Genomic DNA, 23,394 nt, shown 5'->3' with positions numbered 1-23,394 from the left:
CCATCAAGAGAAGCAACCCAAGAGGGCGCGTTCAGGATAAACGCCCCCCGATGAACGAGCGCATTACCGAGGATCAGGTCCGCCTGATCGATAGCGACGGCGAACAGCTGGGCGTTGTGCCCACCAGCGAAGCGCTGGAGCGAGCCGAAGCGGCCGGAATGGACCTCGTACAGATTTCCAACGCCGATCCCATTGTCTGCAAGATCATGGATTACGGTAAGTTCGTCTTCGAGCAGAAGAAGCAGAAGTCTGCTCAGAAGAAGAAGACGAAGCAGATCCAGGTCAAGGAAGTGAAATTCCGGCCTGGCACCGACGAGGGTGACTATCAGGTCAAGATGAAGAACCTGATTCGATTCCTCGAAGGTGGCGACAAGGGCAAGGTCACCCTGCGTTTTCGCGGTCGTGAAATGGCGCACCAAGACATCGGCCGCAAGCTGATGGAGCGGATCGCCGCCGACCTCGAGGACCTGGGTACCGTGGAGTCCTTTCCGAAGATGGAAGGGCGCCAGATGATCATGATCATTGCCCCCAAGAAGAAGTGATTCGACGGCCCGTTTAACGGCCGGAAGGCATGCCAGCCTTCCGGTGGCCCCGAATTTTCTGAAAAAACCTCGAGCGGAGTGTTTCTCATGCCGAAAATCAAGAGCAACAGCGGCGCTGCCAAGCGCTTCAAGAAGACGGCCAACGGCTTCAAGCACAAGCAGTCGTTCCGAAGCCACATCCTGACCAAGAAGTCCACCAAGCGGAAGCGTCAGCTGCGTGGGATGAAGCAGATCCACGCCGCCGACAAGCCGCTCATCCAGCGGATGCTGCCGACTCTGTAACTTCCCGGGTGCACCCCTCTAACGTCAGGAGAAAGCTATGACTCGCGTCAAGCGTGGTGTCGTCGCACGTCGTCGTCACAAGAAGATTCTTAAGCAGGCCAAGGGTTACTACGGTGCCCGTTCGCGCGTCTTTCGCGTTGCCAAGCAGGCCGTCATCAAGGCCGGCCAGTATGCGTACCGCGACCGTCGCCAGCGTAAGCGTCAGTTCCGTGCCCTGTGGATCCAGCGTATCAACGCCGGTGCCCGCCAGCATGGCCTGTCCTACAGCCGCTTCGTCGGCGGCCTGAAGAAGGCCGGTATCGAGATCGACCGCAAAGTGCTGGCCGATCTGGCCGTTCACGAGAAGGCTGCCTTTGCCGCCATCGTCGAGAAGGCCAAGGCTGCCCAGTAAGGGAGTCGACCCTGGCCGGTGAGTGGCTCGTGTCGCGCCGCCGGTCCGTGATCGTCGCAGGGGAAGAGCAGCCGCTCTTCCCCTGTTTTTTTGAAAGACTTCTTTGAAAGACTTCGGAGCTCAACGGATGGACCACCTTCCCACTCTGGTTGCCGAGGCCCGCGACGCCATCCACGCCGCGGACAGCCTGGCCGCACTGGACGAGCTGCGCGTGCGCTATCTCGGCAAGAAGGGCGAGATCACCGCCCTGCTCAAGGGGCTCGGCAAGCTGCCCGCGGAGGAGCGCCCGGCCGCCGGTGAGCGGATCAACCAGGCCAAGCAGGCGCTGAGCCAGGAACTCGACGAGCGCCGCCAGGCGCTGGAGAAGGCGGCGCTGGAGGCGCGACTGGCCGCCGAGCGCCTGGACGTGACTCTGCCGGGGCGCGGCCAGCCCAGCGGGGGCCTGCATCCGGTGACCCTGACCCTGGAGCGCATCGAAGCGCTGTTCACGCGCATCGGCTACGACGTGGCGGTGGGTCCGGAGATCGAGGACGACTACCACAACTTCGAGGCCCTCAACATTCCCGCCCATCACCCGGCGCGGGGCATGGCCGATACCTTCTACTTCGATGCCACCCGGCTGCTGCGCACCCACACCTCGCCGGTGCAGGTGCGGACCATGAAGGAGGCCGAGCCGCCGATCCGCATCGTCTGCCCGGGCCGCGTCTATCGCAGCGACTCCGATCTGACCCACACGCCGATGTTCCATCAGGTCGAAGGCCTGCTGGTCGACGAGGACGTCAGCTTCGCCGACCTCAAGGGCACCATCCAGGACTTCCTGCACGCCTTCTTCGAGCGTGACGATCTCTCGGTGCGCTTTCGTCCCTCCTATTTCCCCTTCACGGAGCCCTCGGCCGAGGTCGATATCGAGTGCGTGATGTGCGCAGGCGAGGGCTGCCGGGTCTGCTCGCACAGCGGCTGGCTCGAGGTGATGGGTTGCGGCATGGTGCACCCCGAGGTGTTCCGCCACTCCGGCATCGATACCGAGCGCTACACCGGCTTCGCCTTCGGTATGGGCGCCGAGCGCCTGGCGATGCTGCGCTATGGCGTCAACGACCTGCGGCTGTTCTTCGACAACGACCTGCGCTTCCTGCGCCAGTTCGCCTGATTGATCACCGGATAAGCAGAACACAGGAGTTGTCATGAAATTTTCCGAACAGTGGCTGCGCGACTGGGTCTCGCCGGCCCTTTCTACCCAGGCGCTCGCCGACCAGATCACCATGGCCGGCCTCGAGGTCGATGCCGTGGATCCCGTGGCCGCGAGCTTCAGCGGCGTGGTGGTCGCCCAGGTGGTGGCCAAGGCCCCGCACCCGGATGCCGACAAACTCAACGTCTGCCAGGTCGACGACGGCAGTGGTGAGCGGGTTCAGGTCGTCTGCGGTGCCCCCAACGTGGCCGAGGGCCAGCGGGTGGCCTTCGCTCGGGTCGGCGCCGTGCTGCCCGGCGACTTCAAGATCAAGAAAGCCAAGCTGCGCGGCGTAGAGTCTCGCGGCATGATCTGCTCCGCCTCGGAGCTGGGCCTCGAGGAGGAGACCTCCGAGGGCATCCTCGAGCTGCCGACGGACGCGCCGGTGGGCGAGGGCTTCCGCGACTTCATGGGGCTCGATGACCACACCATCGAGGTCGACCTCACTCCCAACCGCGGTGACTGCCTGAGCCTGAAGGGCCTGGCCCGCGAGGTCGGGGTGCTCAATCGTCTGGCGGTCGAGGGTCCCGCGCTTACCGCGGTGGCGCCGGTCCATGACGAAAGTTTCCCGGTTCGCGTCGAGGACGGTGAGCGCTGCCCGCGCTACCTCGGCCGCCTGATCAAGGGCGTCGATGTCACCGCCGAGACGCCGCTGTGGATGGTCGAGCGGCTGCGCCGCAGCGGCATCCGCGCCATCGACCCGGTGGTCGACGTCACCAACTACGTGATGCTCGAGCTTGGTCAGCCGCTGCACGCCTTCGATCGCGCCAACCTGCACGGCAGCGTGATCGTACGGCTGGCACGGGAGGGCGAGCGCCTGGTGCTGCTCGACGGCCAGGAGATCACCCTGGAGGCCGAGACACTGGTGATCGCCGACGAGCGCGGCCCGCTGGCCATCGCCGGCGTCATGGGCGGCGAGCACTCCGGCGTGAATGCCGAGACCCGCGACATCTTCCTCGAGTCGGCGTTCTTCTCGCCGCTGGCCGTGGCCGGTCAGGGGCGTCGTTACGGCCTGCACACCGATGCCTCCCACCGCTTCGAGCGCGGCGTCGACCCGGCACTCGCCCGCGAGGCTGCCGAGCGGGCCACCGCGCTGCTGCTGCAGATCACCGGCGGTGAGCCGGGCCCGCTGACCGAGGTGGCAAGCGACGCGCATCTGCCCGGCGCCCGCCAGGCGATCCTGCGCGCCGCTCGCCTCGAGCAGGCGCTCGGCAAGGCGCTGCCCGACGACGAGGTCGCCGAGATCCTCGAGCGCCTGGGGCTCGGCGTCACGGCCACCGGCGAGGGCTGGACGGTGCAGGTGCCGACCTGGCGCTTCGACATCGCCATCGAGGAGGACCTCATCGAGGAGGTGGCGCGCATCCACGGCTACAACCGCCTGCCGGTGCGTCGTCCTCAGCTGCGCCTGGCGCTGCGCCCCGCCGATGAGGCTCACACGCCGCTGGGCCTGCTGCGTCGCCAGATGGTCGCCCGTGGCTACCAGGAGGCGGTGACCTACAGCTTCGTCGCCCCGGAGCTGCAGCAGGCGCTGCATCCCGAGGCCGTCTCGCCGGCGCTCGCCAATCCCATCTCCAGCGATCTGTCGGTGATGCGGGCTAGCCTCTTCCCGGGCCTGGTGCGTGCCCTCACGCATAACCTGAATCGTCAGCAGAGCCGAGTGCGGCTGTTCGAGACCGGCCTGGTGTTCCGCGGCGAGCTCGACCACCTGCACCAGCTGCCGATGCTTGGCGCGCTGGTCTGCGGGCCCCGCGAGCCCGAGGGCTGGTCCGGAGACAAGGCCGCGGTCGATTTCTTCGACCTGAAGGGCGACCTGGAGAGCCTGTTCGCGCTTGGCGAGCCCGAAGCCTGGCGCTTCGAGCCGGGCGAGCATCCGGCCCTGCATCCGGGGCAGTGCGCGCGCATCCTGCACCGCGGCGAGGAGGCCGGCTGGATCGGCACCCTGCACCCGGCAGTGCGTGCCAAGCTGGGTCTCAAGGTCGATGCGCTGCTCTTCGAGGTGCGTCTCGACGCGCTTACCCAGGGGCGGGTGCCGGCCTTTACTCCGCTGTCGCGCCATCCCGAGGTGCGTCGTGACCTGGCCTTCCTGGTCGACGCCGAGCTGCCGGTGCAGTCGCTGCTCGATACCATCCGCGGCCAGGCCGGCGAGTGGCTGGTGGACTCGCACCTGTTCGATGTCTATCAGGGCAAGGGCGTACCGGAGGGGCGCAAGAGCGTGGCCCTGGGCTTGACCTGGCAGCATCCTTCGCGCACGCTTAATGACGAGGAAATCAATCAGTTGGTTGATGCTATCGTCGCGGAATCGCACCAGCATCTGGGCGCAGAGCTGCGTTCATGACAGCGTCGCGTGACAAGGCTGCGTCCTCAAGCGAGGCGCAGCCCGGCGATCGGCAGGACCAGCGCCACGAGGACGACAACATGGGTGCGTTGACCAAGGCGGAACTGGCCGAACATCTGCACGCCGAGCTTGGCCTGTCCAAGCGCGAGGCCAAGTCCATGGTGGAGGCCTTCTTCGAGGAGATACGTGGTTGCCTGCGCGAGAACGAGCAGGTCAAGCTGTCGGGGTTCGGCAACTTCGACCTGCGCGACAAGCGCGAACGCCCCGGTCGTAACCCGAAGACCGGCGAGGAGATCCCCATCTCCGCGCGGCGCGTGGTCACCTTCCGACCCGGCCAGAAGCTCAAGAGCCAGGTCGAAGGGTACGACGGCGAGGTGCACTGAGCGTCCTCGGTTGCCGCGATAATGGCCGGTCGCCAGGCAAGACGCCACTCCTCGGAGTGGCGTCTTTGCGTTTGACCAGATTGCGCGGCATGCCCCGTACTTTCAGTGCGGGGAAGAATAGCGCGGGTGTCGAAGGCGCCCTATAATGCTGTATGTATGCACAGCACAGGGTGAGCCATGCAACGCCTCCAAGCCTTCAAATTCGAGCTGATGCCGAACGGCGAACAGGTGCGCAAGATGCGCCAGTTTGCCGGCATGGCTAGGTTCGTGTTCAACCGGAGCCTGGCGTTGCAAAAGGAACGGTACGAAGCCGGCGAAAAGAAGCTCAGCTATGCCGCCTTGTGCAAGCAGCTCACTGGCTGGCGCAACAGCGACGACACCCCGTGGCTCAAGGAGGCACCGGTCCACCCGCTCCAGCAGTCGCTGAAAGACCTGGAGCGCGCCTACGCCAACTTCTTCGCCAAACGGGCCGATGTTCCGCGCTTCAAGAAGAAGGGCCGGCGCGACAGCTTTCGCTATCCCGATCCGAAGCAGATCCGGCTCGATCAGAGCAACCGCCGGATCTACCTGCCCAAGCTGGGCTGGCTGCGCTTCCGCAAGAGCCGTGAGGTGCTGGGGACGGTCAAGAACGTCACCGTCAGCCAGTTGGGCGGTCGTTGGTTCATCAGTATCCAGACCGCGCGCGAGGTCGAGGTGCCGGTGCCGCAAGGTGGCGCGGTCGGCATCGACCTGGGCGTTACCCGTTTCGCCACCTTGTCGGATGGTCGCTACCTCGAGCCCCTTGACAGCTTCAAGCGTCACCAAGAAGCGCTACGCAAGGCCCAGCAGTCCCTGAGCCGCAAGAGCAAGTTCAGCAACAACTGGAAGAAGGCCAAGGCCCGCGTCCAGAAACTCCAGGCTCGCATCGCCAATGCCCGGCGTGATTTCCTGCACAAGGCTTCCGCCACGATCAGCCAACACCACGCGCTCGTGGTGCTGGAAGACCTGCAGGTCCGCAACATGTCGCGGTCGGCCAAGGGCAGTATCGAGAAGCCAGGCCGCCATATCCGGCAGAAGTCAGGCCTCAACCGCTCGATCCTCGACCAGGGGTGGTACGAGTTCCGGCGCCAGCTCGACTACAAGCTGGCCTGGCGCGGTGCGCATCTGGTTGTTGTGCCACCGCATAACACCAGCCGCACCTGCCCCGAGTGCGGGCATATCTCCGCGGAGAACCGGCGCAGCCAGGCCCGGTTTGCCTGTGTCGAATGCGGCTTTGCGGCCAACGCCGATCATGTCGGCGCCATCAATGTGTTAAGGGCGGGGCACGCCCGGTTAGCCTGTGAAGTGAGCGGTGCAGCAAAGCCGCCAGCAGCAGGAACCCACCGAAGCGACTCAGCGCCAGCCGTAGGCTGCGCCTGAGCGCCGTAGGAATCCTCTTCCTTTCCGCCGCAGGCGGCAACGTCCTGAGACGTTGAGGGAGAGGAGGATGTCAACCACTTGGCGCTTCGAAGGGCGGGGCCTACACGCCGACGCCGCTCTCCAGCGTCCAGGTGATCACCACCTTCAGCACGTAGCCCAGCATCCCGGCGCCGAGGACCACGAACAGCATGAGGGTGCCGAAGCGTCCCGCCTGGGACTTCTTGGCCAGATCCCAGATGATGAAGCACATGAAGAGGATCAGACCGCCGATCATGATCGGCGTGATCCAGGTCTCGAAAGCGTGCCGCATGGTGTCTCCCTGCAGGAATGTTGAATGCCTGACCATTATACTCGGACTTCCCGCGCTCGGCAGTCATCATGGCGTGGCCCCATGCCGCACCCCCGTGTTAATATCCGAGTGAAATTCTCAGGTAAATCCATGACATGCCCATGCTCAAGATCTTCGTAGGCACCATGTATGGCGGTGCCCTGGACGTCGCCGAACAGGTCAAGCCGCTCTTCGAGGAGGCCGGTTACGAGGTGGCGATTTTCGATCAGCCGACCCTCGACGACCTCACCGGCTCACCCACCGACCTGGCGCTGTTCTGCGTCTCCACCACCGGTAGCGGCGACCTGCCCGGTAATATCGTGCCGTTCGCTCGGGCGCTCGAGGAGCAGAGCCCCGGCCTTGGCAGCCTGCGCTACGGGCTGATCGCCCTGGGCGACAGCTCCTACGGCGAGACCTACTGCGGTGCCGGGCGCCATCTCGACGAGCTGCTCGAAGGGCAGGGCGCCCAGCGGCTCGGCGAGCGCCTCGAGGTCGATGCCATGGAGACCTTCATGGCCGATGACGAAGCCCTTCCCTGGGTCGAGGAGTGGATCGACGCCCAGCAGCTGAAGGTGGCCTGAGATGGGGGCCACACCGACCGCGGAGCGCGTCAGCCTGCTGGTGGGGCTCAGCGTGCTGATGCTGGCGACCCTGCCGCGCTATCTGGCCGCCGGCCTCGAGACTCGCCAGTCGCTGATGCTGATGGCGCTGGCCGTGGTCGCGATAGCGACTCTGCTGCAGTGGCGGATGCTCGAGCACGAGGCGCGTGCCCGCCTGCCGGGGCTGCTGCGCCGGCTAGTGCTCTGCCTGGGGGCGGGGGCTGCCGGCATGACGGCCTGGCACGCTCTGACCAGCGACTTCTTCGGCTGGGAGCTCGTCGTCTCCCACGGTGCGACTCTCGGACTGTTGCTGCATGCGCTCTGGCTGTGGTGGAGACCCGTGCGCGCCTAGCCGCGGCGGCGATCGAAACGGCGAGAATGCCCGGCTGAGTCCGTCACGACCAAGATCGCCGTTAAGATCAAGCAACCGCAACCTCCTAGAGGCCCCGCCGGATCAGTGATCCGGTGGGGCTTCTTGCGTCTCGGTCGGGTCTCTCTGGCTAGCCCAGGGTGTAGCAGGGCACGTAGTCGCCTGCGAGCTTCATGCGTCCCTGATCGACGAAGGAGGAGAGCAGTTGATCCAGACGAGCCATCAGCTCCGGCTCGGCGTGCAGGCGGAAGGGGCCGTGGGCCTCGATGGCGCGCAGGCCCTGCTCCTTGACGTTGCCGGCGACGATGCCCGAAAACGCGCGGCGCAGGTTGGCGGCGAGCTCGTGTACCGGCTGCTCGCGGTGTAGCGCCAGGCTCGCCATGGCCTCGTGGGTGGGTTCGAAGGTTTCCTGGAAATTGCGCGCCACGGTCAGGCGCCAGTTGTAGTAGAAGGCGTCCTGGCGACTGCGGCGATACTCGGCCACCCGATCGATGTTGACGCGCATGGCACGGGCCACCTCGACGGGGTCGTCGACGATGATGCGGTAGTGGCGGCGCACCTCCTCGCCCAGGGTGTAAACCAGGAACTCGTCGATGCGCTTGAAGTAGTCGGCGGCGCTCGCGGGGCCGGTGAAGATGACCGGCAGCTCCATGTCGCTGTTGTCCGGGTGCAGCAGGATCCCCAGCAGGTAGAGGATTTCCTCGGCAGTGCCCACGCCTCCGGGGAAGACCAGGATGCCGTGGCCCAGGCGCACGAAGGCCTCCAGGCGCTTCTCGATGTCGGGCATCACCACCAGCTCGTTGACGATGGGATTGGGCGCCTCGGCGGCGATGATGCCGGGCTCCGAGACCCCCAGGTAGCGCCCCTGGCTGCGCCGCTGCTTGGCGTGGGCCACGTTGGCGCCCTTCATGGGCCCCTTCATGGCGCCCGGTCCGCAGCCGGTGCAGATATCCAGCTCGCGAAGCCCCAGGTGATAGCCCACCGATTTGGTGTAGTCGTACTCCTCGCGGGAGATCGAGTGGCCCCCCCAGCAGACCACCAGGCTCGGATCACGGCCCGGTTTTAGGGTGCCGGCCTTTCGCAGGATATGGAACACCGCATTGGTGGTGCCTTCCGCGGTCTGCAGATCGAAGCGATGGCGAGTCTGGATCTCGTTGTAGACGTAGACGATGTCGCGCAGCACCGCGGAGAGGTGCTCGCGGATGCCGCGGATCATCTTGCCATCGACGAAGGCCTCGGCGGGAGCGTTGGTGATCTTGAGACGCACGCCGCGGTCCTGCTGCAGCACCTCGATATCGAAGTCCGGGTAGGTCTCGAGCAGGGCCAGGCCGTCATCGGTGAGGTTGCCGCAGTTGAGCACCGCCAGCGAGCAGTTGCGCAGCAGGTCGTGCAGCCCGCTGCGGGAGGTGTCATGCAGGCGCTCGACCTCCTGCTGGGAGAGGATCTCGAGGCTGCCTTCCGGTGAGATGGTGGTGGAAATGGTGTCGGGCATCCGTGGCGTTCCCTGTCGTCATGGCCGGATTGGTCGTTCCATGATGCTACCACGCCGGCCGTCGGGCGGGCATCGCTGCGGCTCCGGCGGCGAGCTGATAGAATCACCGATGCCAGGCCACCGCCCTCGACGTGACATCCCATGTTCAACGCCCGCTATTTCCGCACCTTCATCACGCTGGTCGAGACCGGCAGCTTCACGCGCACCGCCCGGCGTCTCGAGATGACCCAGCCCGGCGTCAGTCAGCACGTCCGCAAGCTCGAGCAGTACCTCGGCAAGTCGCTGCTCGATCGCCAGGGTCGGCGCTTCGTGCTCACCGAGGCCGGCCGTCGCGCCTATGACTACGCGCTCAAGCTGTTCGCCGAACACGAGCAGTTCTGCCACTCCCTCGACAACGACAGCCTGGACACCGGCGAGTGCCGTCTCGCCTCGCCGGGCAGCATCGGACTGATGCTCTATCCGTTCATCCTCGGCCAGCAGCAGATGCAGCCGGGCCTCACTGTCAGCTACAGCTTCGCCTTCAACGCCGAGATCGTCGCGGACGTGCTCGCCGGTCGCCACGATCTCGGCATCGTCACCGAACCGGTTCGTCATCCCGAGCTCGACTGCGAGCCCTGGCACCAGGAGCCGCTCTGCCTGGTGGTGCCGGCGGACTTCGCCGGCAGCGGACTGGGCGATCTGATGGCGCTCGGAATGATCGGCTATCCGGGCGGCAATGATCATGCCGGGGTACTCTTGCGCGCCAACTTCCCCGACTTTCGCTCAATGAGTCACTTCCCGCGCCAGGGCTTCACCAACGAGGTGGGCATGGTGCTAGATGGGGTGGCCCGGGGACTGGGTTTCGCCGTGGTCTCGCGGGTAGTGCTGGAGACCTCACCCTGGCAGCGCCAGGTCAAGGCGCTCTCCCTGGCCCAGGCGTGCCACGAATTCCTCTATCTGGTGACCCGCACCGGGGCACACATGCCGCGGCGCTACGTGCGCCTGCTCGAGGGCTATCGCGAGCAGCGCCGCCACGAGCGCCTCGGCTATGGCGAAGTGATCGAGAGCTGAGGCGGTCGAGGGCCGGGATGCTCGAAAGTGCACTGACGAGGCATGCACGGACCACGGCCTGAACGCGAAGGGCCCCGCCGAAGCGGGGCCCTTTTCATTGAAAGTCAGTCATTGAAGGTCAGTCGTTGAAGGCCCGTCGCTGACGGTCAGGCGTTGGTGATCGGTCGTTGACGATCAGACGGCGCCGGTGAGGCGCCGTCTCGATGGTTTAGCCGCATCGTTCAATCGCGTCCTTCAATCACGGTACTCGTCGATGCTCGGGCAGGAGCAGATCAGCTGCCGGTCGCCGAAGACGTTGTCGACGCGATTGACCGCCGGCCAGTACTTGGCGGCCCGAGTCGCCTCCGAGGGGAAGGCGCCGAGTTCCCGCGAGTAGGGGCGCTCCCAATGGGCGTCCATCAGGTCGGCCATGGTGTGCGGCGCGTTGACCAGCGGGTTGTTCTCCGCCGGCCAGTCGCCGCGCTGCACCGCGCTGATCTCCTCGCGGATCGCGATCATGGCGTCACAGAAGCGGTCGATCTCGTAGCGCGACTCCGACTCGGTGGGCTCGATCATCAGCGTGCCGGGCACCGGGAAGGACATGGTCGGCGCGTGGAAGCCGTAGTCCATCAGGCGCTTGGCGATGTCCTCCTCGCTGATGCCGGACTCGGCCTTGAGCGGGCGGATGTCGATGATGCACTCGTGCGCCACGCTGCCGTTCTCACCCTTGTAGAGCACCGGATAGTGCTCGCCGAGGCGGGCGGCGATGTAGTTGGCGTTGAGGATGGCGAGCTCGGTGGCCTCGCGCAGCCCGCGCGCACCCATCATCTTGATGTAGGCCCAGGAGATCGGCAGGATCGAGGCCGAACCGAAGGGCGCCGCCGAGACCGCGCCGCAGCCCGCCTCGACGCCCGCAATCGGCGTCACCGCATGGTTGGAGACGTAGGGCGCCAGGTGCGCCTTGACGCCGATCGGGCCCATGCCCGGGCCGCCGCCGCCGTGGGGGATGCAGAACGTCTTGTGCAGGTTGAGATGGCTGACGTCGCCGCCGAAGTCGCCGGGGCGGGTCAGGCCTACCTGGGCGTTCATGTTGGCGCCGTCGATGTACACCTGGCCGCCGTGGGCGTGCACGATCTCGCACACTTCACGGACGTTGGTCTCGAACACCCCGTGGGTCGAGGGGTAGGTGATCATGATCGCCGAGAGGGCGTCGCGGTGCTGCTCGGCCTTGGCGCCGAGGTCGTCGATGTCGATGTTGCCGTCCGTGTCGCACTCCACGACTACCACCTTCATGCTCGCCATGGCGGCGGAGGCGGGGTTGGTGCCGTGGGCGGAGCTCGGGATCAGGCAGACGTCGCGGTGCCCCTCGCCCTGGGCCGCCTGGTAGCGACGGATGGCGATCAGGCCGGCGTACTCGCCCTGGGCGCCGGAGTTGGGCTGCATGGAGATGTGGTCGTAGCCGGTCACCTCCACCAGGAAGGCGGCCAGCTCATCGATCATCTGCCGGTAGCCGGCCACCTGATCGCGGGGCGCGAAGGGGTGGATGCGGGCGAATTCCGGCCAGGTGATGGGGATCATCTCGCTGGTGGCGTTGAGCTTCATGGTGCAGGAGCCCAGCGGAATCATCGCATGGGCCAGCGACAGGTCCTTGTTCTCCAGGCGCTTGAGGTAGCGCAGCATCTCGGTCTCGCTGCGGTAGCGCTTGAAGGTCGGGTGGGTCAGGAAGTCGGACTCCCGCGCGCAGCCGGCCGGAATGCCGCTGAGCCCCTGGGCCACCACGCGGTCATCGAGCTCACGCACGCCCAGCCCATGCTCCTCGTCGAGCAGCACGTCGAACAGCGTGTCCAGATCGTGGGCGGTGGTGGTCTCGTCCAGGCTTAGGCCTACATCGCCGCCCTCGAAGTAGCGCAGGTTGACGTCGTGGGCCATGGCGCGGCCGTGGATGCGGCCGGCATCCACGCCGGTCAGGCGCAGGGTGTCAAACCAGCTGTCGTGGGCCAGGGTCACACCCTTTTCCGCCAGGCCCGTCGCCAGAATGGTGGTCAGGCGGTGGATGCGCGAGGCGATGGTCTTGAGGCCCTCGGCACCGTGATAGACAGCATAAAAGCCGGCGATGTTGGCCAGCAGTGCCTGGGCGGTGCAGATGTTGGAGGTCGCCTTCTCGCGGCGGATGTGCTGCTCACGGGTCTGCATCGCCATGCGCAGTGCGGTCGCGCCGCGGCTGTCCTTGGAGACGCCGATGATGCGCCCCGGGATCGAGCGCTTGAGCTTGTCGGTGGTGGCGAAGAAGGCGGCGTGGGGGCCGCCGAAGCCCATCGGCACGCCGAAGCGCTGCGAGGAGCCCACCACCATGTCGGCGCCCAGGGCGCCGGGTTCCTTGAGCAGCACCAGGCCCATGATATCGGCGACGACGCAGGTCATCACGCCGTGCTCGCGGGCGGTTTCGATCAGTGGGGCCAGGTCGCGGACCTGGCCGCTGTCTCCGGGGTACTGCAGCAGGGCGCCGAAGACGTGGTGCTCGGCGAGTTCCTCGGCCGGTGCCACTACCAGCTCGAAGCCGAACCAGGCCGCGCGGGTGCGCACTACGTCCAGGGTCTGGGGGAAGACGTCATCGGCGACGAAGAAGGTATCGCTCTTGGCCTTCTTGTTGGCGCGCTTGCACAGCGCCATCGCCTCGGCGGCGGCGGTCGCCTCGTCGAGCAGCGAGGCGTTGGCGAGTTCCATGCCGGTGAGGTCCATCACCATCTGCTGGAAGTTGAGCAGGCCCTCGAGGCGCCCCTGGGAGATTTCCGGCTGATACGGCGTATAGGCGGTGTACCAGCCCGGGTTCTCCAGCACGTTGCGCTGGATCACCGTCGGCAGGTGGGTGTCGTAGTAGCCCTGGCCGATATAGCTCTTGGCCACGCGGTTCTGGCGCGCCAGACGTTGCAGGTAGTCCAGGGCCTCGGCCTCGCTTTTCGGCGGGTCCAGGTCCAGCTCACGGCCCAGGCGAATGCCGGCGGGCACGGTGGCCTCCATCAGCGCGGGAAGGCTCTCCATCTCCAGTGCGTCGAGCATGCCCGACACATCGTCGGCGGTAGGCCCGTTATGGCGCTGAATGAAGGCATCGTGAGCGGCCAGATCGGCCAGACGGCGGTTGTCGAAAGCCATGGAACACCCTGTTTGCGTGGTGGGGCGATGCCCCGGGAATCAGTGAAAGGCCGGCCCCGCCTGAACGGGGCCGGGGTTGGCACGCTCCTTTACCGGTCGTTGCTGCCGGCGGGCAGAGGGTGCCGGAGCGAGGCTCAGTCTTCGGCGGCGGCCACGGCCTGATAGGCGTCGGCATCCATCAGCGCGTCGAGTGCGGCGGCGTCGTCGAGGCGGACCTTCATGATCCAGCCGTCGGCGTAGGGCGCCTCGTTGACGGTCTCCGGGGCGTCCTCGAGGGCCTCGTTGACCGCGAGGATCTCGCCGGCGATCGGCGCGTACAGATCGGAGGCGGCCTTGACCGACTCGATGACGCCGAACTCGTCGCCGACGGCGAGGGTCTTGCCGACCTCGGGCAGTTCGACGAAGACCACGTCGCCCAGTGCCTCCTGAGCATGGTCGGTGATGCCGATGGTCACGCTGCCATCGCCGTTGTCCAGGACCCATTCATGGCTTTCGGCATAGCGCAGGTTGGCGGGGATAGAGCTCATCATTATTTCCTATACGAAAAAGGTTTTCGGATCCGCGAATGCTAACGCCATTGGCGGCATTTGGCGAGTCCTGCGGGGGGCAGGAGGGCGGATAACCGCGCCTCGACCCGTTCACAGAGTGGTCGGCGGCGTCGAGTTCGTCCAGTGCGCGACGCGTCCTTGCCTCAGGGCGGCGCCGACAGTAGGCTTTTGGCGTTTCCGATCGGAAACCTGGTGTACGCTCCGGGCATTTGCCAATCCAGAGTAACCGCGGGGGCAGCCTTTCGCCGGGCTGGTGCAGCGGCGGCTTGATCCGCTATCGTGAGGGCGTTCGTCCTGTCGATCTTTCGTCGAAGAGCGACCTGACCAAGCCTTTTCGTCTTATCGGATCGCTCGCCTGCCAAGAGGGGGAAGGCGAGTCCGGGGGAATGCCTGGCAGGTCACCACAAGCGGCAGATCACAACAACAAGTGTGAAGAAGACAATAGGGAGATTCTCGTGGAAACCTTGAACAGTATCTTTGGCGCCATCAATGGCGTGGTGTGGGGGCCCTTGATGCTCATCCTGCTGCTGGGGGTGGGCCTCTATCTGCAGTTGGGCCTCAAGCTGATGCCGATCCGCAAGCTCGGCACCGGCTTCAAGCTGATGTGGGCCGGCCGCGACAAGAAACCGGCACCCGGCAAGGCGGCCGAGAAGCATGAGGATGGCGAGATCTCGCCCTTCAACGCCCTGATGACTGCGCTGTCAGCGACCATCGGCACCGGCAACATCGCCGGCGTGGCCACGGCCATCGCCCTGGGTGGCCCGGGGGCGGTCTTCTGGATGTGGATCACGGCGCTCGTGGGCATGGCCACCAAGTTCGCCGAGGCGGTGCTTGCCGTGCGCTATCGCGAGACCGACAGCACCGGCTATCACATCGGCGGTCCGATGTACTACATCAAGAACGGCCTCGGCCAGAAGTGGCTGTGGCTCGGTGGCGCCTTCGCCTTCTTCGGCGCCGTGGCGGCCTTCGGCATCGGCAACACCGTGCAGTCCAACTCAGTGGCCGACGCCCTGGATTCCACCTTCGGCCTGCCGCACTGGATCACCGGCGTGGTGATCATGGTGTTGGCCGGGGCGGTGATCCTTGGCGGCATCAAGCGCATCGCCAAGGTGGCGGGCAAGCTGGTGCCGGTGATGGGTATCCTCTACGTGATTGCCGGCCTGACAGTGCTGGTCGTCAACGCCGACCAGCTCGGTAGCGCCTTCGGCATGATCTTTACCTACGCCTTCAACCCCCATGCGGCCGTGGGCGGTTTCGCCGGTGCGGCGGTGATGGCAGCCATCCGCTTCGGCGTGGCGCGCGGCATCTTCTCCAACGAAGCGGGCCTGGGCAGTGCGCCCATCGCCCACGCCGCGGCGCAGACCAAGAACCCGGTGCGTCAGGGCCTGATCGCCATGCTGGGTACCTTCATCGATACCATCATCGTCTGCTCCATCACCGCCCTGGTCATCCTGACCGCCGGTGTCTGGGAGACCGGTGAGGCCGGGGCATCGCTGACCGCGCTCTCCTTCGATGCGGCCCTGCCGGGCATGGGTAACCAGATCGTGTCGCTGGCGCTGGCGGTGTTCGCCTTCACCACCATCCTCGGCTGGTCCTTCTACGGCGAGAAGTGCTTCCAGTTCCTGTTCGGCACCCGCTCGATCATGCTCTATCGGGTGCTGTTCGTGCTGGCGATTCCGCTGGGTGCCATGGCGCAGCTGGGCTTCATCTGGCTGATGGCCGATACCTTCAACGCCATGATGGCCATCCCCAACCTGATCGCCCTGGCGCTGCTGTCGCCGGTGGTCTTCAAGCTGGCCCGTGACTACTTCGACGGCAAGGAGGTTCTGCCGGGCGAGGAGCTGGACCACGACAAATCCTGAGGGGTGAGTCCGGCAAGAGAGGTGCCCCGCGGGGCACCTCTCTTGCATTGGCCCCCTCGACACGAGAGACGACGACATGAGTGAACTCAAGCATACCCCCCTGCATGCCCTGCACGTGGAACTGGGCGCCAAGATGGTGCCCTTCGCCGGCTACGACATGCCGGTGCAGTACCCGCTGGGGGTGAAACGCGAGCACGAGCATACCCGCCAGGGCGCCGGGCTCTTCGATGTCTCCCACATGGGCCAGGTGCTGCTGCGTGGCCCGGACCCGGCCGAGGCCCTGGAGACCCTGGTGCCGGCCGATATCGTCGGCCTCGCCGAGGGCATGCAGCGCTACGCGCTGTTTACCTCGGAGGAGGGGGGCATCCTCGACGACCTGATGGTGGTCAATGCCGGCGAGCACCTCTACCTGGTGGTGAACGCCGCCTGTCGCGAACAGGATATTGCCCACCTGCGCCGCGGCCTGCCGGATCACGAGATCGAGGTGGTCGACCGCGGCCTGCTGGCCCTGCAGGGACCGGCGGCGGCCAAGGTGATGCAGCGCCTGTGCCCCGAGGCCTGCGAGATGGTCTTCATGCAGCATGGCCACTTCACTATCGACGGCATCGACGTCTGGGCCAGCCGCAGTGGCTATACCGGCGAGGATGGCTTCGAGATCTCGGTCGCGGCCGAGGATACCGAGGCCCTGGCGCGTCGCCTGCTGGCCGAGGAGGAGGTCGAGGCGATCGGCCTGGGCGCGCGTGACTCGCTGCGTCTCGAGGCCGGGCTCTGCCTCTACGGTCACGACCTCGACACCGAGACCACGCCGGTCGAGGGCGGCCTGATCTGGGCCATCGGCAAGCCGCGGCGTCGCTGCGGCGAGCGGGCCGGCGGCTTCCCCGGCGCCGACCTGATCCTGCACCAGGTGGCCGAGAAGGATCATCGCCGCAAGCGCGTGGGCCTGCTCGGCGATGGCCGCGCGCCGGTGCGCGAGGGCACCGAGCTTTACGATGCCGAGGGTGGCCACCTGGGTCGAGTGACCTCCGGCGGCTTCGGCCCCAGCGTCGGCCGGCCGGTGGCCATGGGCTACGTGGCCATCGAGGCCGCCGAGGTCGGCACCACCGTCTACGCCGAGGTGCGCGGCAAGCGCCTGCCGATGACGGTCAGCAAGATGCCCTTCGTCACCCCCGGCTACTACCGAGGCTAATAGCTTACTTGCGGATTTATACCGTTATCTGTTTTAAGCAACATGCAGCGGCCATTCCAAACGGGGTGGCCGTTTTGCATGGGCAGAAGCTAAAGGCGGCGATTGAGGGCCCGGGTAAGCGGGCGACCGCGGCTCAGTCGTGGATGCGCGACGGATGCACCCAGCGAAAGGTCAGGCTGATGCGCAGGCCTCGGTGTCGCCGCGGCAGCAGCGCGTGCTGCAGGCGGCGCTGCACCCCGGGCCCCATCACCAGCAGGCTGTCATGGGGCAGCCAGGCGTTGAAGGCCTCGGCTTCGCGCTGCTTCCAGCGAAAGCGCAGCGGCCGCTCGGCGCCGAGGCTGACCGCCGTGATCAGCGGGGCGGCGCCGAGCTCGGGCTCGTCGTCGCTGTGCCAGCCCATGCGCTCCTCGCCGTCGGCGTAGCGGTTGAGCAGCACGCTGTTGAAGCGCGCCGATTGGCCGGCGGCGGCCAGGCACTCGACCACGGCATCGCGGATGGCCGCGACCTCGGGGTGCCAGGCCTCGGGGCAGAAGTTGCGCCCCGAGTAGCGATAGCGGGCGTCGGGACTGCCCATCCAGACCTGGTGGCGCGGGATCGGATGCTCGCGACCGTAGAGGCGCAGGCTTGGGCGCTGCCAGTCAAGCTCGCGATCGAGCCGGGTCAGTGCCTGGGTGGCGGCGGGCTCGCCGAGCAGCCTGGAGAACCGCGCCAGGGGCGGATCCCCGAGCAGGGTCTCGCGAGAAGATAGCGACAACTGGGTCATTGCCTCAGGATGCCATCCCGCCGGGTGGGAGGCCAGCGGGACTCGGCCACTGGTCCCACGACGGTCTCAGCCGAAGACCGCCAGACTGAGCATCGCGAAGGCCGTTCCAAGCAGGGCGCCGGCCAGCACGTCGCTGAGGTAGTGCAGCCCGAGGCCGACGCGAGAGATGGCGATCATCGCCGCGAACGGAAGGAGCCACGGCAGCAGCCAGGCGGCGTGCACGGCGGTCAGCAGGCAGAAGAGCACCGCGTGCATGGTGTGTCCGCTGGGGAAGCTGTAGCGGTCTCGAGCGGGTTCGCCGCAGCGGATGATCCCGGTGAAGGTGATGAAGGGGCGCTCGCGGCACAGCCGCGTCTTGAGCACGCGATAGCAGGCGATGGCCACCAGGGCGGTGGCGACGTATTCGACCAGCCGCCGTCCGCCGTTCACCGGGTCGAGCAGCGGCTGGGCCAGGATCAGCCCGACCCACAGCGGCCAGTCCCCCAGCCGGCTGGCCAGGCGCAGCAGCATCAGCCAGGGGCGGTGGACGTTGCAGCCGACCAGTCGGCGGCAGAGCTGCCACTCGATGAGATCCAGACGATCAAACACGGCAGGGGGGAGCGGCTTCATCGTCGATCTCCAGCGGCTGGGTGAGGGTGGAGAGGAAGGTGTCGGCGATTGCCGGCCATCGATAGGCCAGGGCGCGCTCGCGTGCCGCACGTCCCAGCCGGGCATAGCGGGCCGGCTGCTGACACAGGGCGACCGCCGCCGCCTGGAAGCCGGCCGCATCGTCCGGCGCCAGGCTCAGGCCGTTATGGTCGTGGTCGATCAGCTCGGCACCGGCGGCGTGGCGAAAGGCGACCACGGCCAGGCCGCTGGCCATGGCCTCGAGCACCACGTTGCCCCAGGTCTCGGAGAGCGAGGGGAAGACGAAGAGATCGGCGCTGGCGTAGTGGCGAATCAGGCTCTCGCGATCGATGAAGCCGGTGAAGTGGGCCTGGGGCAGCGCGCGCTCGAGGGAGGTGCGCCCCGGGCCGTCGCCGACCACCACCAGGGTGAGATCGGGGCGCGCGGCAAGCATCGCGGAAAAGGTGTCGCGCAACAGGGCCAGGTTCTTCTCCGGCGCCAGGCGCCCTACATAGAGGGCCACCGGACGATGGGCATCGCTGCCCCAGGCCGCGCGCAGCGGCGAGTCGCGATGCGCCGGGGAGAAACGCTCGCCGTCGATGCCGCGCGCCATCACGCGCACGTTGGCAAAGCCCTGCTCGAAGAGCTCGCGGGCCTGGGCATGGGTCGGCACCAGGGTCGCCGCGGTGCGGTTATGGAATTGCCTCAGGCGGCGCAGCACCAGCGGCGCCAGCCAGGGCAGGCCGTAGTCGCGGCAGTATTGATCGAAGTTGGTGTGCCAGCCGCTGATTACCGGGATGCCCAGCCGGCGGGCGATGCGCAGCGCCGACCAGCCCAGAGGGCCCTGGGTGGCGAGGTAGATCGCCTGGGGGCGCTGTTGACGCCACAGGCGCTGGATGGCTCGCCCGGCCGGCAGGCCGATGCGCACCTCGCGATAGCCCGGCAGGGCCAGGCCACGAACGCGAAGCTCTGCCTCGATGCCCTCGGCCCGCGGCACGGTTCGCGCGGTCGGACGGGGTCGTACCAGCTGCAGCGCCACCCCGCGTCGCTCCAGTTCGGAACTCAGCCGGCCAAGGGTGTGGGCGACGCCGTTGATATCGGGGGACCAGGTGTCGCTGACCAGGCAGATGCGCATGGCGCTCCTCGTGCGTTGGCGGGCCCGACCGGGCCTGACACCGCCCAGGATGGGCGTCGCTCATGACAGGCGCGCGACACCGCGATGACGATGACGTGATTCTTGCGTCAACCACGTCAACGCCGCGTCTAGCGAAGGACCTGGGCGGGGTCCATGGGCTTTCCGCCATGGCGCATGTCGAAGAGCAGGCGTGGTCCGCCGTCCTGGCGACCCACCTCGCAGACCGGGGTGCCCTGCGTGACGCGCTCTCCGCTGCCCACGAGCGGCCTCTTGCACAGCGCATAGACGCTCTGCAAGTTGTCGGCGTGGTGCACGATCACCACCTGGCCGAGCTGGCGCATGCTGTCGGCGAACCGCACCTCGCCATCGGCCACCGCCTTGGCGCGACTGCCAGGCGCGGTGGCCAGCAGCATCGGCTGAAGGGCGCCGCGTTTATCGGTGCCGAACGGTCGAGCCACCCGATAGTCGTCCAGCGGCCAGGGCCAGCGCCGCGCCGAGGCGGGCAGGTCGCCCGGGTCCGGCAGCTGCTTGCGGGACGGCCGAGCGGCCTTGCGCTTGCTGGCGGTACTCGAGGCGGACGCGCTCGGCTGGCCCCCGCGCAGAGGCACCTTGATCTGCTGGCCGACCCTGAGCGCGGTGGGCACGATACCGGGGTTGCCCGAGCGGATTCGCCCTGGCGTCGTGCCGAAGCGCCGGGCGATGGCGCTGAAGGTGTCGCCCGGTCGAATCTGGTACCGATAGGGGCCGCCGGAGGGCGCCCGCTCATTTCGAGTGGGCACCATCACTCGCTGGCCCACGGCCAGTTGCCGGGTGTCGACGCCGGGATTGAAGCGCTCCAGGCGCACCAGAGGCACATCGGCGCGGCGTGCGATCTTCCCCAGGGTGTCGCCACGCTGGATGGTGACCCACTCGCCGGCGATGTCACGTGCGCGACCGCTGTCATATCCTCGTCCCATGTCGCGGCCGGTGCCTGCACAGCCGGCCAGCAGCACCGTCAGGGCGATTAGCAGCCAGCTCAGCGGTGGTCGTCTAGACGGCGATCCTTGTCCTGCCACAGGGCGTTGAGCCATGACTGGAAGCGTTCCTTGTAGTCCGTGTTGTCGTGATAGTCCCCTTCGAGCATCCAGGAGGGGACCTCCAGACGCCGCGCCTCCAGCACGACACGGCCCTCGCGGCCGCAGAGAAAGCCCCAGAAGCTCGGCGCGGGATTGTCGTAGTGCAGGGTGACGTCGAGGATGCCGCCGAGCCGGTCGCCGAGCAGGCTCACCACCTGGGCGATGCCGCCGGCGCGCGGCCTGAGCAGGTGTCGATAGGGAGCGCCCTGGGCGGCGTGCTTGGTAGGGGTGAAGCGGGTGCCCTCGACGAAGTTATAGATCGCGATTGGCCGCTCACGGGCATGGCGACACATGCGCTCGGTGGCCTCGCGGTCGCGACGCGCCAGGTGGGGTTGGCGCTCGCGCTGCTCGCGGGTCAGGCGACGCAGCATGGGAAACTCCATGGCCCAGAAGGCCAGCCCGACGATGGGAATCCAGATCAGCTGCCGCTTGACGAAGAAGTGCGGCATGGGGATGCGCCGGTGGAAGGCGAAGAACAGCAGAAAGATGTCCGTCCAGCTGCGGTGGTTGGAGAGCACCAGCCACCAGCGGTCCCGAGACATGCCATCGGGTAGCTGCAGCTCCAGGGGCGGGCGCAGCCAGCGGCTCATCCACCACAGGTTGCTGCCCATCCAGTTGAGCGCGACCCAATTGAGGGCCGTCAGCACCCGGCGGCGCCAGCGGCGCCCGGGCGTCACTAGCTTGACCAGGGTCAGCAGGATCAGCGGGATTCCCCAGGTCAGGGTGGTCAGGCTCAGCAGCAGGATGCTCACGAACCCTCTTAGGGTCGACATGCCTGTCTCCTTGACGGGTTTTATGAGGCGTTCATGCTAATGGATCGGCCGCGAGCTGCCCAGCTGTAGGGCTCAACAACGCGGCGATAGCCCCGGTGTCTGAATGGTCTCGGCCAGCACGCGATGCAGCGCGACGGCGGCGACCGAGAGCTCGTGACGATTCCAGGTCAGCACGCCGACGTCGCGTTCGACGACCGGGTCCTCCAGCGGCACGCAGACCGCGCCGAGCTCCTGCATCTGGTCGATGCACAGCGACGGCACGGCGCTGACCCCCAGGCCGCTTGAAACCATGCGCCCTACGGTGGCCAGCTGATGGCATTCGAAAGTCGCCGGCAGCACCAGCCCTCGCCCCTCCAGTGCCTGCTCGAGCAGGCGGCGTACCATGGAGGGGCGCTGCAGTGCGATGAAGTCCCGGGTCATCAGGGTCGCCCAGTCGAGGCTCGGCCGCTCGGCCAGGCGCGACTCGGCCGGCACCACGGCAACGAAGCGGTCGCGAAACAGCGGCGCGAAGGAGAGGCTGCCGGTGGCCTCGGGCTCGAACACCAGCCCCAGCTCGACCTGGCGGGCGCGCACCATCTCGATCACCTGCTCGTTGATCACGTCGTGGACCGTGACGTTGACCTTGGGATGGCGCTGGCGAAAGACCCGCAGCGCCGGCGGCAGCAGGTTGCTGGCAAACGAGGGCATGGTGGCCACCGCCAGGCGCCCGAGCTGCAGGGTGAAGCGTTGGCGCAGCAGCTCCTCAGTGTTGTCCCACTCGGCGATCAGGCGCTTGGCCAGCGGCACCAGCGACTCGCCCTCCGGGGTGAGGCGCACGCTGCGGGTGCTGCGGATCAGCAGGCGCCCGCCCAGGCTCTCCTCGAGCCCCTTGATCGCGAGGCTCAGCGCCGGCTGGGAGAGGTGCAGATGCTCGCAGGCCTGGGTGAAGCTCAGGGTTCGCGCCACGGCGAGGAAGGCGCGCAGTTGCTTGACGGTCATGGCGTGCTACCAAGGTCAAATTTATGAGTCGATCATATCAATCGATAAATAAAACAAACTTAACAAATATATTGTCAGGGGCAACACTGGCCTGACACTCTGCGAATGAACGCCTGGCGTTCACTTCTTCCTCCATCCCCCACTCTCTACAACAACGCGAGGCGCCACGATGGCCGGATTCGACAAGCGTGTGACTTCCTACGAAGAGGCAATGGACGGCATCGAGAGCGGCATGACCGTGATCGCCGGCGGCTTCGGTCTCTGCGGCATCCCCGAGAACCTGATCGGCGAGATCAAGCGTCGCGGTGTGAAGGACCTGACGGTGTGGTCCAACAACTGCGGCGTCGATGGCTTCGGCCTGGGCCTGCTGCTGGAAGACAAGCAGATCCGCAAGATCCACGCCTCCTATGTCGGCGAGAACGCCCTGTTCGAGCAGCAGATGCTCAACGAGGAGATCGAGGTGGTGCTGACGCCTCAGGGGACTCTGGCCGAGAAGATGCGCGCCGGCGGCGCCGGTATCCCCGCCTTCTATACCGCCACCGGCTACGGCACGCCGATCGGAGAGGGCAAGGAGGTGCGCGAGTTCAACGGTCGCCACTACATCCTCGAGGAATCGGTGGTCGGCGACTTCGCTATCATCAAGGGCTGGAAGGCCGACCGCTACGGCAACGTCGTCTATCGCGACACCGCCCAGAACTTCAACCCGATGGCTGCCACCGCGGGCAAGATCACCGTGGTCGAGGTCGAGGAGATCGTCGAGCCGGGCGAGCTTACCCCCGACCAGATCCACACCCCGGGCATCTACGTCGACCGCATCATCCAGGGCTCCTTCGAGAAGCGCATCGAGAAGCGCACCGTGCGCGAGGGCTGAGCGCTCCCCGCACGTGACGACCGGCACGGCCGG

Annotated in this window: 23 protein-coding genes; 13 read left to right on the top strand and 10 right to left on the bottom strand. The window is 66.7% G+C overall.

All coding sequences use genetic code 11. The features are described from left to right. The first annotated feature begins 2 nt into the window (after window positions 1-2). The 7 genes from infC to BM388_RS07750 all read left to right on the top strand — a co-directional run bounded on the left by infC (window position 3) and on the right by BM388_RS07750 (window position 6,556). On the top strand, window positions 3-542 hold the full coding sequence (gene infC, locus BM388_RS07780) for a translation initiation factor IF-3 (protein WP_089848838.1): 540 nt from the start codon (window positions 3-5) through the stop codon (window positions 540-542). An 87-nt stretch (window positions 543-629) separates the two neighbouring features. Further along, a complete protein-coding gene (gene rpmI, locus BM388_RS07775; RefSeq protein WP_089848836.1) occupies window positions 630-824 on the top strand; it encodes a 50S ribosomal protein L35 in 195 nt (64 codons plus the stop codon). Window positions 825-861: 37 nt separating this feature from the next. Further along, the gene (rplT, locus tag BM388_RS07770) at window positions 862-1,215 is read left to right on the top strand and encodes a 50S ribosomal protein L20 (protein ID WP_021817421.1); all 354 of its coding nucleotides are present in this window, start codon (window positions 862-864) and stop codon (window positions 1,213-1,215) included. A gap of 127 nt (window positions 1,216-1,342) precedes the next feature. Beyond that, entirely contained in the window at window positions 1,343-2,362 is a 1,020-nt protein-coding gene (pheS, locus tag BM388_RS07765) for a phenylalanine--tRNA ligase subunit alpha (protein WP_089848834.1), read from the top strand. Window positions 2,363-2,396: 34 nt separating this feature from the next. After that, window positions 2,397-4,775, top strand: coding sequence for a phenylalanine--tRNA ligase subunit beta (gene pheT / locus BM388_RS07760; protein ID WP_089848832.1), 2,379 nt, complete (start codon window positions 2,397-2,399; stop codon window positions 4,773-4,775). Then, window positions 4,772-5,158, top strand: a complete 387-nt coding sequence (ihfA, locus tag BM388_RS07755; RefSeq protein ID WP_483866658.1) for an integration host factor subunit alpha — start codon at window positions 4,772-4,774, stop codon at window positions 5,156-5,158. Before pheT ends, ihfA begins: the two co-directional genes overlap by 4 nt. 177 nt (window positions 5,159-5,335) lie before the next feature. Then, window positions 5,336-6,556: an RNA-guided endonuclease InsQ/TnpB family protein gene (locus BM388_RS07750; protein ID WP_089848831.1), complete on the top strand. Its 1,221-nt coding sequence runs from the start codon at window positions 5,336-5,338 to the stop codon at window positions 6,554-6,556. Window positions 6,557-6,656: 100 nt separating this feature from the next. Here BM388_RS07750 and BM388_RS07745 read toward each other — a convergent pair whose 3' ends face one another. Then, a complete protein-coding gene (locus BM388_RS07745; protein ID WP_089848828.1) occupies window positions 6,657-6,866 on the bottom strand; it encodes a DUF2788 domain-containing protein in 210 nt (69 codons plus the stop codon). A 134-nt stretch (window positions 6,867-7,000) separates the two neighbouring features. On the opposite strand from BM388_RS07745, the gene BM388_RS07740 reads away from it, so the two are divergent. Further along, on the top strand, window positions 7,001-7,465 hold the full coding sequence (locus tag BM388_RS07740) for a flavodoxin (protein ID WP_089848826.1): 465 nt from the start codon (window positions 7,001-7,003) through the stop codon (window positions 7,463-7,465). Window position 7,466: 1 nt separating this feature from the next. Then, on the top strand, window positions 7,467-7,835 hold the full coding sequence (locus BM388_RS07735; protein ID WP_089848825.1) for a hypothetical protein: 369 nt from the start codon (window positions 7,467-7,469) through the stop codon (window positions 7,833-7,835). 148 nt (window positions 7,836-7,983) lie between these two features. Here BM388_RS07735 and ppnN read toward each other — a convergent pair whose 3' ends face one another. Then, entirely contained in the window at window positions 7,984-9,345 is a 1,362-nt protein-coding gene (gene ppnN / locus BM388_RS07730; RefSeq protein ID WP_089848823.1) for a nucleotide 5'-monophosphate nucleosidase PpnN, read from the bottom strand. 141 nt (window positions 9,346-9,486) lie between these two features. Between ppnN and BM388_RS07725 the strand changes: the two genes are divergently transcribed. Beyond that, the gene (locus BM388_RS07725; RefSeq protein ID WP_089848821.1) at window positions 9,487-10,395 is read left to right on the top strand and encodes a LysR family transcriptional regulator; all 909 of its coding nucleotides are present in this window, start codon (window positions 9,487-9,489) and stop codon (window positions 10,393-10,395) included. A 234-nt stretch (window positions 10,396-10,629) separates the two neighbouring features. Here the strand turns inward: BM388_RS07725 and gcvP are convergent, their stop codons facing one another. Further along, window positions 10,630-13,524, bottom strand: coding sequence for an aminomethyl-transferring glycine dehydrogenase (gcvP, locus tag BM388_RS07720; protein ID WP_089848819.1), 2,895 nt, complete (start codon window positions 13,522-13,524; stop codon window positions 10,630-10,632). A 134-nt stretch (window positions 13,525-13,658) separates the two neighbouring features. Further along, window positions 13,659-14,051, bottom strand: coding sequence for a glycine cleavage system protein GcvH (gene gcvH, locus BM388_RS07715; RefSeq protein ID WP_089848818.1), 393 nt, complete (start codon window positions 14,049-14,051; stop codon window positions 13,659-13,661). A gap of 476 nt (window positions 14,052-14,527) precedes the next feature. Here gcvH and BM388_RS07710 point away from each other — a divergent pair, with 476 nt between their 5' ends. Together BM388_RS07710 and gcvT are read left to right on the top strand one after the other, a co-directional pair. Further along, entirely contained in the window at window positions 14,528-15,934 is a 1,407-nt protein-coding gene (locus BM388_RS07710) for an alanine/glycine:cation symporter family protein (protein WP_089848816.1), read from the top strand. Window positions 15,935-16,010: 76 nt separating this feature from the next. Beyond that, window positions 16,011-17,120 (top strand): glycine cleavage system aminomethyltransferase GcvT, encoded by a 1,110-nt coding sequence (gene gcvT / locus BM388_RS07705; RefSeq protein WP_089848814.1) that lies wholly within the window; start codon window positions 16,011-16,013, stop codon window positions 17,118-17,120. Between the two features lie 133 nt (window positions 17,121-17,253). On the opposite strand, the gene BM388_RS07700 is transcribed toward gcvT, so the two are convergent. The 6 genes from BM388_RS07700 to BM388_RS07675 all read right to left on the bottom strand — a co-directional run bounded on the left by BM388_RS07700 (window position 17,254) and on the right by BM388_RS07675 (window position 22,490). After that, entirely contained in the window at window positions 17,254-17,883 is a 630-nt protein-coding gene (locus BM388_RS07700) for an alpha-ketoglutarate-dependent dioxygenase AlkB family protein (protein WP_089848812.1), read from the bottom strand. Window positions 17,884-17,949: 66 nt separating this feature from the next. Beyond that, on the bottom strand, window positions 17,950-18,492 hold the full coding sequence (locus BM388_RS07695; protein ID WP_089848811.1) for a phosphatase PAP2 family protein: 543 nt from the start codon (window positions 18,490-18,492) through the stop codon (window positions 17,950-17,952). After that, window positions 18,464-19,624, bottom strand: a complete 1,161-nt coding sequence (locus BM388_RS07690) for a glycosyltransferase family 4 protein (protein ID WP_089848809.1) — start codon at window positions 19,622-19,624, stop codon at window positions 18,464-18,466. Before BM388_RS07690 ends, BM388_RS07695 begins: the two co-directional genes overlap by 29 nt. 128 nt (window positions 19,625-19,752) lie before the next feature. Continuing rightward, window positions 19,753-20,694, bottom strand: a complete 942-nt coding sequence (locus BM388_RS07685) for a M23 family metallopeptidase (RefSeq protein WP_089848879.1) — start codon at window positions 20,692-20,694, stop codon at window positions 19,753-19,755. Then, window positions 20,640-21,512, bottom strand: coding sequence for an acetyltransferase (locus BM388_RS07680; protein WP_089848807.1), 873 nt, complete (start codon window positions 21,510-21,512; stop codon window positions 20,640-20,642). The genes BM388_RS07685 and BM388_RS07680 overlap by 55 nt, the downstream gene beginning before the upstream one ends. A gap of 72 nt (window positions 21,513-21,584) precedes the next feature. After that, window positions 21,585-22,490, bottom strand: coding sequence for a LysR family transcriptional regulator (locus BM388_RS07675; RefSeq protein ID WP_089848806.1), 906 nt, complete (start codon window positions 22,488-22,490; stop codon window positions 21,585-21,587). A 169-nt stretch (window positions 22,491-22,659) separates the two neighbouring features. Here BM388_RS07675 and BM388_RS07670 point away from each other — a divergent pair, with 169 nt between their 5' ends. Next, the gene (locus tag BM388_RS07670) at window positions 22,660-23,361 is read left to right on the top strand and encodes a CoA transferase subunit A (RefSeq protein ID WP_089848804.1); all 702 of its coding nucleotides are present in this window, start codon (window positions 22,660-22,662) and stop codon (window positions 23,359-23,361) included. The last annotated feature ends 33 nt before the right edge of the window (window positions 23,362-23,394 follow it).

Source organism: Halomonas saccharevitans (genome assembly GCF_900116405.1).
GTDB classification, from domain to species: Bacteria; Pseudomonadota; Gammaproteobacteria; order Pseudomonadales; family Halomonadaceae; genus Halomonas; species Halomonas saccharevitans.
The sequence above is the reverse complement of the archived record's forward strand: the minus strand, read 5'-3'. Positions and strand labels throughout refer to the sequence as shown.